Below are 14458 nucleotides of genomic sequence, written 5' to 3'. Positions count from 1 at the left end.
GGGTCACGCGACCGGGTTTTGGGTACACAAAATCTCCGCGAATGGTTTACGGTTCATTCATACCTGGTGAGCGGGGTCGTAGCCACTCCTCCTCCGTGCACCACCCCTTTGCCGCCCTGGCTGGCCTCCCCCGTCCAGCCAGGGCTTTTCCCTGTCCTCGTGGCCCCCGCGGCGAAAGTGCGGCCCGCCGAGGTGCCCGGGGCGTCGGCAGCGGCTGAAATGGGAAGGGGAAGCACCCCTACCGATCGTCGGCGAGGAGCTCCGGGCCATGACCAAAGCGACGAAACTGCTGACCGCGCTTCCCCCGCCCCAGCGTCAGCATCTGATGACGCTGGCCCGTGAGGTGTCCTTCCCGGAGGACGCCCGGATCTTCGACGCGGGCGGCACCGCCGACCGCTTCTGGGTCATCCGCTCCGGCGCGGTCTCGCTCGTCCAGCAGGTGACCTCCCTGCGGCGGGTCACCGTCGCGAGCCTCGGCGCCGGCGACCTGCTGGGCTGGTCGTGGCTGTTCCCGCCGTACCGGTGGGACTTCGGCGCGGAGGCCTTCAGCCCGGTACGCGCCTACGAGTTCGAGGCGCCGCCGGTGCTCGCGCTGTGCGACGAGGATCCGGCGCTCGGGATGTCGCTGATACGGATCGTGGCCGAGATCCTCGCGCACCGGCTGGAGACGACCCGGGGCAAGCTGATGGAGCAGTACGGGACGCACCGGCGGGGGGTGCTGTAGACCCCGCGGCCGCTCGGACGCGGAGTGCGGTAGCCCCCGCGCCGGCTCAGACGCGGTACCGGCGCAGCGCGGGCACGGCGACCGCCAGGCCCAGCATCGAGGCGACGACCAGCAGACCGCCGCCCGCGACCGCGACCCGGGGCCCGAAGGCGGCGCCCGCCGTGCCGTGCAGGGCGTCGGCCAGCCGGGGGCCGCCCGCGACGACGACCGTGAAGACGCCCTGCATACGGCCGCGCATCTCGTCGGTGGCGGCGGACAGCAGGATCGCCCCGCGGAAGACCATGGAGACCATGTCGGCGACCCCGGCGCAGACCAGGAACACCACGGCGAGCCAGAGACTGCCGCTGAGCCCGAACCCGGCGATCGCGGCACCCCAGACGACGACCGCGCCGATGACCATCCAGCCGTGCCGCCGGGCCCGGGAGAACGTGCCGGAGAACAGTCCGCCCAGCACCGCGCCGATGGGGATCGCCGCGAACAGCAGGCCGAGGGCGAGCCCTTCGCCGTAGGAGGCGTACGTCTCGGCGGCGAGCTGCGGGAACAGGGCCCGGGGCATGCCGAAGACCATGGCGATGACGTCGGCGAGGAAGGACAGCAGCAGGACCTTGTGCCGGGAGATGTAGCGGAAGCCCTCCACGATCTCCCGCATTCCGGCGCGCCGGGCGGAGGCGCTCGCCAGAGGCGGCAGCGCGGGCAGACGGGCCACCGCCCACAGCGTGACGCACAGCGCGACGGCGTCGAGGAGGTACAGCTCGGGCAGGCCGATGACGGGGATCAGGGAGCCCGCGAGCAGCGGCCCGGCGACCAGGCCGGTCTGCATGACGGTCGAGCCGAGGGCGTTGGCGGCGGCGAGTTCGCCCGCCGGCACCAGCCGGGCGATGGAGGCGTTGCGGGCGGGCGCGTTGAGGCCGAAGAACGCCTGCTGGGTGGCGAGCAGCACCATCAGCACGGCCACCGAGTCGAGCCCCGAGACGGCCTGGAGCCAGAACAGCACCGAGGTGACGGCGATACCGCTGTTGGTGACCAGCAGCAGCTTGCGCCGGTCGACGGTGTCGGCGACCGCGCCGCCCCACAGCGCGAACAGCACCATCGGCACCAGCCCGGCGAGGCTCGCGTAGCCCACCCAGGCGGAGGAGCCGGTGATGTCGTAGATCTGCTTGGGTACCGCGACGGCGGTGAGCTGGCTGCCCACGGCCGTGACGATGGTCGAGGACCACAGTCGCCGGTAGGCCGGCCGGCGCAGCGGCCGGGTGTCCATCGCCCAGCGGCGCCAGCCGCGCCGGGGCCGGTCCTGCGGACTCGGGCCGGCCTCCTCGGCCTCGGGTGCGGTGCTGCTCTCGCTCGTGTCCACGCGATTCCTGGTTGCTCGTTACATCTTTCGGTCCGGGGGCCACTATCCCAGCACCTGCTGTGCTTTTACCGCTGAGTGGACGCGGGATCTCAGCTTCCGGACGGTGGGTGACGAGCCCTCAGCGGGTCAGGCCCCGGCGACGAGCGTCACGCCGAGGGCGATCATCGTGGCGGCGACCAGACCGTCGAGGACGCGCCAGGCGGCCGGCCGGGTCAGGTACCGGCCGAGCAGCCGGGCGCCGAAGCCCAGCGCGGCGAACCAGCACAGGCTGGCGAAGGCGGCGCCGAGACCGAAGGTCCAGCGCAGCGGGCCGCGGTCGGCGGCGACGGAGCCGAGCAGGAAGACCGTGTCGAGGTAGACGTGCGGGTTGAGCCAGGTCAGCGCCAGACAGGTCAGCACGGCGCGGCGCAGGGAGCCCGCACTCTCCCCCTCGGCCGCCAGGGCACCCGCGGGCCGGAACGCCCGCCGGGCCGCCAGCGCCCCGTAGCCGAGCAGGAACAGACCGCCGATCCAGCCGACCGCGGTCAGCGCCCCGGGCCAGGCCACCACCAACGCGCCCACCCCGCCCACACCCAGGGCGATGAGCAGGGCGTCGGACAGGGCGCAGATCCCGACGACGGCGAGGACGGCGTCACGGCGGATGCCCTGACGCAGGACGAACGCGTTCTGGGCGCCGATGGCGACGATGAGCGACAGACCGGTGCCGAATCCGGCGGCCGCGGCGGTGAGGGTGGGGGACATGACGTCCACGCTAGGGAAGCGATCACTGTACGTACAGCTAAAGATTCTTACGTATCATTAGCCCTCGTGATGATCGGATGATGACGGACCTGCCGCTCGACCAGGTGCGCACCCTGCTCGCGGTGGTGGACGAGGGCACCTTCGACGCGGCCGCCGCCGCCCTGCATGTGACGCCTTCGGCGGTCAGCCAGCGCGTCAAGGCGCTGGAACAGCGCACGGGCCGGGTGCTGCTGCTGCGCACCAAGCCGGTGCGACCCACGGAGTCCGGCGAGATCGTGGTCCGGTTCGCCCGCCAGCTGGCCCGGCTCGAGCGCGACACGCGGTCCGAGCTGGGCATGAGCGGCGAGGGCGAGCCGGCCCGGGTGACGGTCGCGGTGAACGCGGACTCGCTCGCCACCTGGTTCCTGCCGGCCCTGACCCGGGTGCCGCGGGAGCCGCAGCTCTGCTTCGAACTGCACCGCGAGGACGAGACCCGCACCGCGGAACTCCTGCGGGAGGGGCTGGTGATGGCCGCGGTGACCTCGTCGCCCGAGGCCGTCACCGGCTGCACCGTGCGGACCCTCGGCACGATGCGCTACCTGGCCGCCGCGACGCCGGACTTCGTCTCCCGTCACCTGGGCGACGGCCCGCTGCACGAGACCCTCGGCCGGGCGCCCGTGATGACCTTCGACCGGAGCGACGACCTCCAGGACGCGTTCGTGCGCGGGCTGCGCCGGGGCGTCGGCGGCGCGAGTACGGTACGGCAGGCCGTGCCGACCTCGGAGGGATTCGTGACCGCCGTGGTCGCCGGCCTGGGCTGGGGCATGGTGCCCGAGGTGCAGGCCGGCCCGCTGCTGCGCTCCGGCCGGCTGGTCTCCCTCGCCCCCGAACACCCGCTGGACGTCCCGCTGTACTGGCAGCAGTGGAAGCTGGACTCCCCGGCACTGGCGGTGGTCGCGGACGCGGTGACGGCGACGGCGGCCGAAGCCCTCAGGAAGTGAGCCGAGGCTCTCAGGAGCTGAGCCGAGGCCCTCAGGGACTGAGCCCGGACAGCGTCGCCTGCGCACTGTCCAGCAGCATCTCCAGCGCCGTCGGATAGGCGCTGGTCACCATGCGGGTCGACAGCAGCGGGGCCGCCTCGGCGATCCGGGGGTGGGTCTCGGCGGGCAGCCGGGCGTACGTCGACCGCCAGACCGCTTCGTCCGCGCGCTGCACAGCCCGGGGCAGGGCCAGCGAGGCGGCGTCCAGGGCGGCGAAGGCCAGCGTCTGGTCGATGAAGGCGTGGTAGATCCGCACGGTGTCCGGCAGCGGGAACCCCGCGGTGCGCAGTACGTCCAGGACGGCCTCGTCGGCGGCGAGTTCGTTGGCCCGGCCGGTCACCCGGCTCGCGGTGAGCTGGGCGGCCTGCGGGTGGGCGACATAGGCGGCGTGGATGCGCAGCCCGACGGTGTGCAGGTCCGTGCGCCACTCCCCCGTCGGCCGCCAGCCGCGCAGCGCCTCGCCGACCAGCGCGTCGCCGATGGCCAGGGTCAGCTCGTCCATGCCCCGGAAGTACCGGTACAGGGTGCTGGGGTCGCAGTCGAGGGCGATGCCGAGACGGCGGGCGGACAGGCCGGCGCTGCCGTGCTCGCGCAGCAGGTGCAGCGCGGCCTCGACGATCAGCCGCTCGGACAGCACAATGCCGCTCCTCGTGGGCCGGCGCCGGCGCCGCTTCTCCTCGGGTACGACCTGCTTGGCCACGGTCCCTCGCCCCCTCGCCCGTGCTGCGGGCCTGCGCGCTTATGCCAACACCATTGACCTTACGTGGACGCACGGAGTTGTATCTGCCTCAGGGCCCCTCAGCACGCTTTCGCATACCTTCGTTCAGCTTGTGCACCTTCGCTCAGTCATGTGCACCTTCGTTCAGCTCGTTCACGTTGATTCACCTTCGTTCGCATTCTCAGCCGAGGGAGTTCTGTTCATGCGTGTCCTTCTCGTGGGCGCCGGCGGTGTGGGCACCGCCATCACCCGGATCGCGGCCCGCCGTCCGTTCTTCGAGGCGCTGGTGGTCGCCGACTACGACCCGGCCCGCGCCGCTGCCGCCGTCGACGCGCTCGACGGCGACGACCGCTTCCACGCCGAGCGCGTCGACGCCGGCGACGAGGCGGCGGTGGCCGAGCTGCTCGCCCACCACCGCTGCGACGTCCTGCTCAACGCCACCGACCCGCGGTTCGTGATGCCGCTGTTCCACGCGGCGCGCACCGCCGGGGCCACCTATGTCGACATGGCGATGTCGCTGTCGCGGCCGCACCCGGACCGGCCGAACGAGGAGTGCGGTGTCCGGCTCGGCGACGCGCAGTTCGCCGAGGCCGACGAGTGGGCCGAGGCCGGCGCCCTGGCCCTGGTCGGCATGGGGGTCGAGCCGGGCCTGTCGGACGTCTTCGCCCGGTACGCCGCCGACGAACTCTTCGACGAGATCGAGGAGATCGGCATCCGCGACGGCGCGAACCTCACCGTCGAGGGCCACGACTTCGCGCCCTCCTTCAACATCTGGACCACCATCGAGGAGTGCCTCAACCCCCCGGTGGTCTACGAGGCCGACCGGGGCTGGTTCACCACCGCGCCGTTCAGCGAGCCCGAGGTGTTCGACTTCCCCGACGGCATCGGGCCGGTGGAGTGCGTGAACGTCGAGCACGAGGAGGTGCTGCTCGTGCCGCGCTGGGTGAAGGCGCGCCGGGTCACCTTCAAGTACGGCCTGGGCAACGAGTTCATCGAGACCCTGAAGACGCTGCACCTGCTGGGGCTGGACCGCACCGCGCCGGTGACCGTGCCGAGCGCGTCGGGACCGGTGTCCGTCTCGCCCCGGGACGTGGTGGCCGCCTGTCTGCCCGACCCGGCGACGCTCGGCGAGTTGATGCACGGCAAGACCTGCGCGGGCACCTGGGTGCGGGGCGTGAAGGACGGCGCGCCGCGCGAGGTGTACCTGTACCACGTGGTCGACAACCAGTGGTCCATGGCCGAGTACGGCAGCCAGGCCGTGGTGTGGCAGACCGCCGTCAACCCGGTGATCGCCCTCGAACTGCTCGCCACGGGCGCGTGGTCCGGCGCGGGCGTCCTGGGCCCCGAGGCGTTCCCGCCCCGTCCGTTCCTCGACCTCCTCACGGCGTACGGCTCCCCGTGGGGGCAGCGGGAGCAGTGAACGCTTTTCCGGGCCCATCCTGTTTCACCGGCGTCCCTCCGGTGACCCGATCGGGAGCAACTCATCCGGAAAAGCGCATACGACGAGATCGCAGGTGACTTCGATGGACAACTGGCGAGAGCATGCCGAGTGCCGCAACGAGGACCCCGACCTCTTCTTCCCGATCGGTACGTCCGGTCCGGCACTGCTCCAGACGGAGCAGGCGAAGGCGGTCTGTCGGCGCTGCCCCGTGCTGGAGCAGTGTCTGGAGTGGGCCATGGAGACCGATCAGACCCTCGGGGTCTGGGGCGGCACCAGTGAGAACGAACGACGCGCCCTCAAGCGGCGGGCCAGGGCCGCCCGACGCAGTTCGTGAGCTGTGCCGGGGGCCGGGCGGGCCCACGGGCCGGGCGGGCCCACGGGCCGGGAGAGCCGGGGCCGGGGCCGGGCGGCCTGACGCAGCGGCAGGACCATGGATCCGTGCCGGGACCGGCCGCTCACCGGCCGGTCCGGCGCCATGGGCCTCACCCGAGAGGGCGAGGCCCGTCCCCCTCGACCGGCTCAGCGGGCGGCCGCCCGCTGCCTGCTGCCTGCTGCCTGCTGCCTGCTGCCTGCCGGAGCTTGTCGGCCGCACCGCACCGTCTCGGTCCACCGGTTCGGTCCAGGCCCGCGGCGACCTCGGTCGTGCCGTCTCAGCCGTCTCCGGGTGCCGTCGCCGCGGGCAGTCTCAGCGTGAAGACGCTGCCCGCGCCCGGGGTGCTCGTCGCCTGCGCCGTACCGCCGTGGGCGACCGTCAGGTGGCGGACGATCGGCAGACCCAGGCCGCTGCCGCCGGTGCGGCGGCTGCGTGACTTCTCCGCCCGCCAGAACCGCTCGAAGACAAGCGGCAGATCCTCGGCGGCGATCCCCGTCCCGGTGTCGGCGACCTGCAGCACGACACGTTCGCCGTCACCGCGGGCGGTCAGGGTGACCGTGCCGTCGGGCGGGGTGTGACGCACCGCGTTGGTGACGAGATTGCCGAGCGCCTGCCGCAGCCGCACCGGGTCGGCGTCCAACCAAGGGGCACCCTCGGTCTCGGTGCGCAGGCGCACTCCGGCCGCGTCGGCGGCGACCCGGTGTGCGGCGGCCACCTGGGCCAGCAGGTCGTCGGCGGGCACCGGTTCGCGGTGCAGACGCAGGGTGCCCGCGTCGGCGGCCGCGAGGTCGCGCAGATCGTCGATGACCCGCTGGAGGATCAGGGCCTCCTCGTGCAGGGCGCCGAGCAGTTCCGTGTCGGGTTCCACGAGACCGTCACGGGTCACCTCCAGCCACCCCCGGATGTTGGTGAGCGGGCTGCGCAGTTCGTGGGCCACGTCGCTGACGAAGGCCTTGCGCTGGGCCTCCAGCCGCTCCCGGCGTTCGGCCAGGTCGTTGAAGGCCTCCGCGAGGATCCCGGTCTCGTCCTGCGTCGTGACGGGCACACGGGCGTGCCGGTCCGGGGGCTGCTGCGCGGCCTCGGTCAGGGCGCGCAGGGGCCGGACCAGCCGGGTGGCGACGACGGCGGTGACGGCGACGGTGACGGCCAGCACCAGCCCGGCCGCGCCGACCACCTTCGCCTTGTTGGCCGGGGACATGACCCAGCGCGGAGCCGGGCCGTCGTCCCCGACGCCGAGGAACAGCTCGGCGACCGGGGCGACGTACGGGTCGAGCTGGGCGCGCCGGGCGGTCTCGAAGCAGGTCTGGGCCGCGCGCAGGGCCGCCTTGCCGTTCCTGTCGCTGCCGCCCACCACCTTGGCGAACACGGGCGCCAGGGTCGGGGCGCGGCCGGACGCGCCGGGCAGGCCCGTGCCGAACAGCAGGGGGATCTCGGGGTCCAGTCCCGCCCGGGTCAGGCAGCTGCCGGCCCGACCCTGAAGGGCGGTCAGGGCCTTCTCCTCCGTGGGCGCGAGCGGGCCGAACTGCCCGTCCCCGCACTCGTCGAAGGCGTATCCGGAGACGGCGGTGGAGTCCGAGGCGGTGACCACCGGGCGCCCGCTCGGGGTGTGCGTGACGGTCGTGTCGACGCCGTAGCGGGAGAGGCAGCGTTGCCGCGCGCGGGCGCCGGCGTCGAGCTTCGTGCGTTCGAGCGCGGTGAGCCGGTAGGGGCCCACCACGCGCGGGTCGGTACCGCTCAGCTGCGCGCCCGGCTCGCTGTAGGTGTCGGTGCGCAGCGGGTCGACGGTGGCGGCGGCACTCGGCGGCAGGGAGGTGCCGCGCGGCGCGGAGTCGGCCAGGGGCCTGCGGTCGGCGGTGGTCAGGGCGATGCGCCGGCCGGTGCGCGCGGACAGCTCACGGACCATCGCCTCGACGCCCGTCCAGTCGGGGTGGGTGGCGGCATAGCCGCTGAGCCGCGCGAGGATGTCCATGTCGTCGGCGAGGGCCTGGCCCTGTTCCTCCCGCAGCGCGCGGGTGGTCGTGGTGACGGCGAGCCAGGCGGTGGCGGCCACCGAGCACACGGCGATCAGGACGGTCGCGATCAGCAGACGGACCAGCAGACGCTTGCGCAGCGGTATGCGGGTGCGGGTGCGGTTCACGCGTGGCCGCCGCTGAGCTTGTAGCCGACACCGAACACCGTCAGCAGCCGCACGGGTCTGCGCGGGTCGGCCTCGATCTTCCGGCGCAGGTTCATGATGTGCACGTCGATCGCCCGTTCCGTCGAGGCCCGGTCGAACCCGCGGGTGCACTGGAGCAACTGCCTTCGGGAGAAGACGCGTTCGGGCTCGGCGGCCATGGCCAGCAGTATCTGGAACTCGGCCGGTGTGCACTCCACCGGCTCTCCGGCGCAGCGCACCTCGTGCCGCTGGGGATCGACGGCGAGCCCTGCGGCCCGCACGACGGGATCGTCCCGCCGGTCTGCCTCGGCCCGCCCGCTGCGCCGCAGGACGGTACGGATGCGGGCCATCAGCTCGCGCGGGCTGTAGGGCTTGGTCATGTAGTCGTCGGCGCCCAGCTCCAGGCCGAGCAGCACATCGTCCTCGCCGGCCCGGGCGGTCAGCATCAGCACCGGGATGTCGTCGTCGCGGCGCAGCACCCGGCACACCCCGAAACCGTCGACGACCGGCAGCATGAGGTCGAGCACGACGAGGTCGGGCCGGTTGCGCCGCACCGCGTCCAGCGCGGCCGCGCCGTCGTGCACGACGGTGGCGGTGTGGCCCTCGGCGAGCAGCGAACGGCGGATGAGTTCGGCCTGCATCGCGTCGTCCTCGGCGACCAGCACATGAGCGCACACGCGACAACTCCGTTCGTTCAGCGGGCCAGAGAGGCATGGTCGCCCATGACGACCACGGGGTGCAGGGCGGGGTCCAGGACGAGGAGCAGCTCCTTCAGGTGCTCCTCGGCGATGCTCACGCAGCCGTGGGTGGGGCCGCCGTGGTCGACGTGCAGCCAGATTCCGCCGCCGCGTTTCGCGCCGAGAGGGCGGGTCCAGTCGAGGGGCGAGGTGCCGGGCTCGCGGTTGTAGTCGATCGCGATCACGTAGTCGAAGGAGCCCTGCAGCGGTTCGCCCTCGAATCCGGTGCCGGGCGAGGTGAAGCCGACGCCGTGGTCATAGGAGAGGCGGGTGCCGGGGTCGCGCAGCAGCCCGCCGGCGTCGGTGAGGCCGTAGACGCCGATGGGCGAGCGCAGGTCGCCACCCAGGTGGTGGTCGCTCCAGCCGCGCAGCGCGTTGTGCGCGGGCCAGCTCCTCCCCGCCTGCCAGCCCGCCGCGGTCCGCCGGTACAGAACCACCGTGGAGAGCGGGGAGTCGCGGCCCCGGCCGGTCACCACGACCACCTGAGCCGCGTCCTGCGGCACGGCGGCCCCTGTCTTCGTCCCCAAGCCGGGTATCCGCTGCGGTGCCGCCTCGACGGAGATCGCGGGGACGGGTGTGCCGGACGTCTCCGGTGTGTCGGTGGTGGTGGCGGGCCGGTGCTCCGATGTGGCCGCGGCGCCGCCGCCGCATCCGGTGAGCAGGAGGGAGGCGGCGAGCAGCGCGGCCCGGCGGCGAAGGGTGATCATCCCTCGACCTTCTCCGACGGGTGTGTGGAACTCGTCAGGTTCCGGGGCCGGTTCGGGCGCTACGGCGTGGCGGGCTTGCCCCGGCCGTACAGCCAGGTCCGGAACAGCGCGCCGAGGTCCTGCCCGGACTCCCGTTCCGCGAGCCGTTCGAACCGGGCGGTGGTGCCGTGGCCGTAGCGGTGCTCGGCGGCCCATGCGCGCAGGACGCGGAAGAAGGCGCGGTCTCCGACGGTGGTGCGCAGGGCGTGCAGGGTCATGGCGCCGCGGGCGTAGACGGGGGTGTCGAAGATGTTCGCGCCGCTGCCGGGGTCGCCGGGCGGGAACGCCCACAGGCCGTCGGTGGCGGGGCGCGCGTACAGGGCGTCGAAGGTCTTCTGGGCGGTGCTGCCGCCGTGCTGCTCGGCGTAGAGCCACTCGGCGTAGGTGGCGAAGCCCTCGTTGAGCCAGATGTCCTTCCAGGAGGTGAGCGAGACGGAGTCGCCGAACCACTGGTGGGCGCTCTCGTGGACGAGGGTGCTCAGGTCGGGGGCCCGGTCGTACACGGGCCGCGACTGGGTCTCCAGGGCGTAGCCGACGTCCGGGGCGTGGTCGACGATCGAGCCGGCGGCGCGGAACGGGTAGGGCCCGAACAGCCCGCTCTCCCACTCCAGCACGGAGGGCAGCCGCGCGATGACGGGCGCGGCGGCCGCGGCCTCACGCGGGTCGACGGCGTCGTAGACCTTGAGGCCGTCGCGGGTCGTGTACTGCTTGACCTGGAACTTTCCCACGGTGGCGGTGGCGAGGTAGGCGGCCATGGGCTCGATCTGGCGCCAGCGGAAGGTGGTCCTGCCGTGGGTGGTGCGCCGGCCGAGGAGGACGCCGTTGGCGACGGCGGCGCGGTCCTCGGGGACGGTGATCGTGAAGTCGTAGGAGGACTTGTCGAGGGGATGGTTGTTGGCCGGGAACCAGGTCATGGCGCCCTGCGGTTCGCCGGCGACGAAGGCCCCGTCGTCGGTGGGGATCCAGCCGTCGAGGGAGCCGTCGGGGTCGGTGACCGGGCCGGGGGTGCCGTGGTAGGCGACGGTGACCTGGAACCGTTCGCCCTTGCGCAGGGCGCGCCGCGGGGTGACGACGAGTTCCTGGCCGTCGCGCCGGTGGGCGGCCTTGACGTGGTCGACGGTGAGGCCGGTGACCTTCAGCCCCTGGAAGTCGAGGTCGAAGCGGGTCAGCCGCTGGGTGGCGCGGGCGGTGAGAACCGCCGTGCCGTCGAGGTGCCGGCTGCCCGGGTCGTAGCGGAGGGTCAGGTCGTAGTGGGTCACGTGGTAGCCGCCGTTGCCGGCTAGCGGGAAGTAGGGGTCGCCGACGCCTGCGGTGCCCGCCGGTCCGGCCGCGGTGGCGGGTCCGGCCGCCGCGAGCAGCGCCGCCAGGGCGACGGGGACGGTGACGGCGACGGTTTCGCGGCGCAGGAGGGTGGTGGCGCGTCTGCGAGGGTGTGTCACGTGCGCTCCTGGGGGGGGTGGCGTGTGATCAAACGTCCTCAGACTAGGGACTGGGCGCCCCGGGCTTCCCCCTCATTCAGGTCAAGCCGAGCGGTGTCGGCGGGCGTCCGGGGCCTACGCTCGGCAGGACCTGCCCACCCGATGACGGACGGACGGCCCGCCCATGAGTGTCCGCGTGCGTCGTGTCTACGACCCGCCCGAGCCCGACGACGGGGTGCGGGTCCTGGTCGACCGGCTGTGGCCGCGCGGGGTGTCCAAGGACGCGGCCCGCGTGGACGAGTGGCCCAAGGGCCTCACCCCCTCCACCGAGCTGCGCCGCTGGTACCACGCGGGCGAGGGGTCGTACGAGGAGTTCGCGCGCCGCTACGAGGCGGAGCTGACCGACCCCGAGGCGGCCGGACTCCTCGACCGGTTGCGTGCGTCGGTCCGCGAAGGGCCGGTGACGCTGCTGACGTCCGCGAAGTCCCCGGAGCAGAGCCATACGTCAGTGCTGGTCCGCCTGCTGGAGGCGGACCAGCACTGACGGCCCGGGACGGCCGGCCCGTCCGTCGGCCGCCCGTCAGCCCGCCCGTCGGCCGACAGCCGGCCTGCCAATCGGTCCCTCTTCCGGGCCGTCCCCGGCAGGTCCTCCCTCAGCCCGTCTGCTGGGCCGCGGCCCGGCCTGCGGCCCGTCCGGAGAAGAGGCAGCCGCCGAGGAAGGTGCCTTCCAGGGCGTTGTAGCCGTGCACGCCACCGCCGCCGAAGCCGGCCACCTCGCCCGCCGCGTACAGGCCCTCGACCGGCTGTCCGTCGGCGCCCAGGGCGCGCGAGTCGAGGTCGGTCTGGATGCCGCCGAGGGTCTTGCGGGTCAGGACGTGCAGCTTGACGGCGATGAGCGGACCCGCCTCGGGGTCCAGGACACGGTGCGGGGTGGCGACGCGGCCGAGCCGGTCGCCGATGTAGCGCCGCGCGTTGCGGATCCCCTGGACCTGGGAGTCCTTGGCGTACGGGTTGGCCATCTGGAGGTCGCGGGCCTGGATCTGGCGGCGCAGGGTGTCGACGTCGAGCAGCGCCTTGCCCGTCAGCCCGTTCATCTTCTCGACGAGCTTGTCGAGGGTGTCGGCGATGACGAAGTCCGCGCCCCGGTCGAGGAACGCCTGCACCGGCGCCGGGGCGCCCTTGCCGAGCAGCCGGTCGCGCAGGACGGCCTTGCGGTCCTTGGCGGTGATGTCGGGGTTCTGCTCGGAGCCCGAGAGCGCGAACTCCTTCTCGACGATCTTGCGGGTGAGGATGAACCAGGAGTGGTCGTGCCCGGCGATGTCCTCGGTCGTCCGCAGGTGCTTGAGCGTGTTGAGGGTGTCGTAGCCCGGCAGACACGGGTCGGGCAGACGGCGGCCGAGGGCGTCGAACCACAGGGAGGACGGGCCGGGCAGGATGCGGATGCCGTGGCCGGGCCAGATCGGGTCCCAGTTCTGGATGCCCTCGGTGTAGTGCCACATGCGGTCGCGGTTGACCAGCCGGACGCCGGCCTCGGCGCTGATGTCGAGCATCCGGCCGTCGACGTAGGCGGGGACGCCGGTGACCATCTCGGCGGGCGGCGTGCCCAGCCGCTCGGGCCAGTAGCGCCGCACGATCTCGTGGTTGGCGCCGATGCCGCCGCTGGTGACGACCACGGCCTGGGCGGTCAGCTCGAAGTCGCCGATGCGGTCGCGGCCGGAGGCGACGCCTCGCGCGCTGTCGTCGGGGGCGAGGACCGTGCCGCGCACCCCGCGGGCGGCGCCGCCGTCCAGGACCAGCTCGTCCACCTGGTGCCGGTGGTAGAAGGTCAGCAGCCCGTCCTTCGCCGCCTGCTTGGCGTACCGCACGAACGGCTCGACGACGCCCGTGCCGGTGCCCCAGGCGACGTGGAAGCGGGGCACGGAGTTGCCGTGTCCGTCGGCGCGCAGATCACCGCGCTCCGCCCAGCCGACGGTCGGCACGAAGGAGATCCCGTGCCCGGCGAGCCAGGACCGCTTCTCCCCCGCCGCGAACTCGACGTAGGCGCGCGCCCAGCGCACCGCCCAGGAGTCCTCGTCGTCGGCGCGGTCGAACTGCGCGCTGCCCTGCCAGTCGCTCCAGGCGAGGTCGAACGAGTCCTTGATGCCGAGGCGGCGCTGTTCCGGGGAGTCGACGAGGAAGAGCCCGCCGAAGGACCAGAACGCCTGGCCGCCGAGGTTGGCGGCGTTCTCCTGGTCGACCAGGGCGACCCGCCGGCCCCTGCTGGTGAGTTCGTGCGCCGCGACCAGGCCCGCGAGGCCCGCTCCGACGACGATGACGTCCGCGTCCATGGCGTCCGCTGCCTTTCTCCTGAGGATGTCATTCCGGGGTGCCGCTGCCGTCGGTCAGCAGCGCGGTGAGCAGTTGCTTCAGCCAGACACGAGCACCCTCGACGTCCTTGTCCAGCAGCAGTTGGGCGGTGACGCCGTCGTAGGCCGCGACCACGGCGTGCGCCGCGCTGTCGACGTCTCCGAGCACGGCCGGGAGTTCGGCGAGTCCCTGGGCGCGGGCGAGCCGCTCGGCGATCGCCCGCCGCAGCCGCGCCCGGTGTTCCAGCAGGGTCTGCGCGACGTCCGGGGCGCGCGCGGCGTGCACCAGGAAGTCCGTCTTCACCAGGAGCCAGTCCAGGTCGAGGAGGAGCACCTCGGTGACCCGGTCGACGGCGGCGGGCACGTCGAGGTCGGGGCCGTCGAGGGCGAGGGCCCCGGACACCTGCTCGGCGATCAGGTCGGCACGTTGCCGGTAGAGGGCGAAGAACAGCTCGTCCAGGCTGTCGAAGTTGGAGTAGAAGGCGCCCCTGCTGTAGCCGGCGGCCTCGCAGACCTCCTCGATGGAGACCCGCCCGAAGCCCTTGGCGGCGAACACCTCGAAGGCGGCGTCGAGCAGCTTGGCCCGGGTGCGGACCCGGCGCCGGGTGACGCGCCCGGTCCTCCGTTCGGACGGCTCAGCCGTCTGTTCGGTCTGCTTCGCCGCCATCTCGGACCTCCGTTCGATACGGG

Annotated in this window: 14 protein-coding genes; 5 read left to right on the top strand and 9 right to left on the bottom strand. The window is 73.0% G+C overall.

The features are described from left to right. Positions 1–268: 268 nt before the first annotated feature. Positions 269–724, top strand: coding sequence for a cyclic nucleotide-binding domain-containing protein (locus ACFVYS_RS26500; protein ID WP_389505859.1), 456 nt, complete (start codon positions 269–271; stop codon positions 722–724). A 46-nt stretch (positions 725–770) separates the two neighbouring features. On the opposite strand, the gene ACFVYS_RS26495 is transcribed toward ACFVYS_RS26500, so the two are convergent. Both ACFVYS_RS26495 and ACFVYS_RS26490 read right to left on the bottom strand, forming a co-directional pair. Beyond that, positions 771–2075, bottom strand: coding sequence for an MFS transporter (locus ACFVYS_RS26495; RefSeq protein ID WP_389505857.1), 1305 nt, complete (start codon positions 2073–2075; stop codon positions 771–773). Between the two features lie 126 nt (positions 2076–2201). Then, positions 2202–2816, bottom strand: a complete 615-nt coding sequence (locus tag ACFVYS_RS26490; protein WP_389505855.1) for a LysE/ArgO family amino acid transporter — start codon at positions 2814–2816, stop codon at positions 2202–2204. A 77-nt stretch (positions 2817–2893) separates the two neighbouring features. Between ACFVYS_RS26490 and ACFVYS_RS26485 the strand changes: the two genes are divergently transcribed. Continuing rightward, the gene (locus tag ACFVYS_RS26485; protein WP_389505853.1) at positions 2894–3796 is read left to right on the top strand and encodes a LysR family transcriptional regulator ArgP; all 903 of its coding nucleotides are present in this window, start codon (positions 2894–2896) and stop codon (positions 3794–3796) included. A 31-nt stretch (positions 3797–3827) separates the two neighbouring features. Here ACFVYS_RS26485 and ACFVYS_RS26480 read toward each other — a convergent pair whose 3' ends face one another. Then, the gene (locus tag ACFVYS_RS26480) at positions 3828–4535 is read right to left on the bottom strand and encodes a TetR/AcrR family transcriptional regulator (protein ID WP_389505851.1); all 708 of its coding nucleotides are present in this window, start codon (positions 4533–4535) and stop codon (positions 3828–3830) included. Positions 4536–4755: 220 nt separating this feature from the next. Between ACFVYS_RS26480 and ACFVYS_RS26475 the strand changes: the two genes are divergently transcribed. Then, positions 4756–5973, top strand: coding sequence for a saccharopine dehydrogenase family protein (locus ACFVYS_RS26475; protein WP_389505849.1), 1218 nt, complete (start codon positions 4756–4758; stop codon positions 5971–5973). Positions 5974–6076: 103 nt separating this feature from the next. Then, the gene (locus ACFVYS_RS26470) at positions 6077–6328 is read left to right on the top strand and encodes a WhiB family transcriptional regulator (protein ID WP_389505847.1); all 252 of its coding nucleotides are present in this window, start codon (positions 6077–6079) and stop codon (positions 6326–6328) included. Between the two features lie 316 nt (positions 6329–6644). Here the strand turns inward: ACFVYS_RS26470 and ACFVYS_RS26465 are convergent, their stop codons facing one another. The 4 genes from ACFVYS_RS26465 to ACFVYS_RS26450 are packed head-to-tail and all read right to left on the bottom strand — an operon-like array spanning position 6645 to position 11444. Continuing rightward, complete coding sequence (locus tag ACFVYS_RS26465) at positions 6645–8504, bottom strand: sensor histidine kinase (RefSeq protein ID WP_389505845.1); 1860 nt, start codon at positions 8502–8504, stop codon at positions 6645–6647. Further along, on the bottom strand, positions 8501–9199 hold the full coding sequence (locus ACFVYS_RS26460; protein WP_389505843.1) for a response regulator: 699 nt from the start codon (positions 9197–9199) through the stop codon (positions 8501–8503). The genes ACFVYS_RS26465 and ACFVYS_RS26460 overlap by 4 nt, the downstream gene beginning before the upstream one ends. A 17-nt stretch (positions 9200–9216) precedes the next feature. After that, positions 9217–9966, bottom strand: a complete 750-nt coding sequence (locus ACFVYS_RS26455) for a hypothetical protein (RefSeq protein WP_389505841.1) — start codon at positions 9964–9966, stop codon at positions 9217–9219. A gap of 59 nt (positions 9967–10025) precedes the next feature. Then, positions 10026–11444, bottom strand: coding sequence for a M1 family metallopeptidase (locus tag ACFVYS_RS26450; protein WP_389505839.1), 1419 nt, complete (start codon positions 11442–11444; stop codon positions 10026–10028). Between the two features lie 163 nt (positions 11445–11607). Here ACFVYS_RS26450 and ACFVYS_RS26445 point away from each other — a divergent pair, with 163 nt between their 5' ends. Beyond that, positions 11608–11967 carry a DUF488 domain-containing protein gene (locus ACFVYS_RS26445; RefSeq protein WP_389505837.1) on the top strand — a complete coding sequence of 120 codons (360 nt, stop codon included), beginning with the start codon at positions 11608–11610 and terminating at the stop codon, positions 11965–11967. A 109-nt stretch (positions 11968–12076) separates the two neighbouring features. Here ACFVYS_RS26445 and ACFVYS_RS26440 read toward each other — a convergent pair whose 3' ends face one another. Together ACFVYS_RS26440 and ACFVYS_RS26435 are read right to left on the bottom strand one after the other, a co-directional pair. After that, complete coding sequence (locus tag ACFVYS_RS26440; protein WP_389505835.1) at positions 12077–13750, bottom strand: FAD-binding dehydrogenase; 1674 nt, start codon at positions 13748–13750, stop codon at positions 12077–12079. 28 nt (positions 13751–13778) lie between these two features. Then, positions 13779–14435 carry a TetR/AcrR family transcriptional regulator gene (locus ACFVYS_RS26435; protein ID WP_389505833.1) on the bottom strand — a complete coding sequence of 219 codons (657 nt, stop codon included), beginning with the start codon at positions 14433–14435 and terminating at the stop codon, positions 13779–13781. Positions 14436–14458 lie beyond the last annotated feature (23 nt).

The organism is Streptomyces sp. NPDC058295 (genome assembly GCF_042880655.1).
Lineage (GTDB): Bacteria > Actinomycetota > Actinomycetes > Streptomycetales > Streptomycetaceae > Streptomyces > Streptomyces coriariae.
This window is presented reverse-complemented; position numbering and strand designations above follow the sequence as displayed.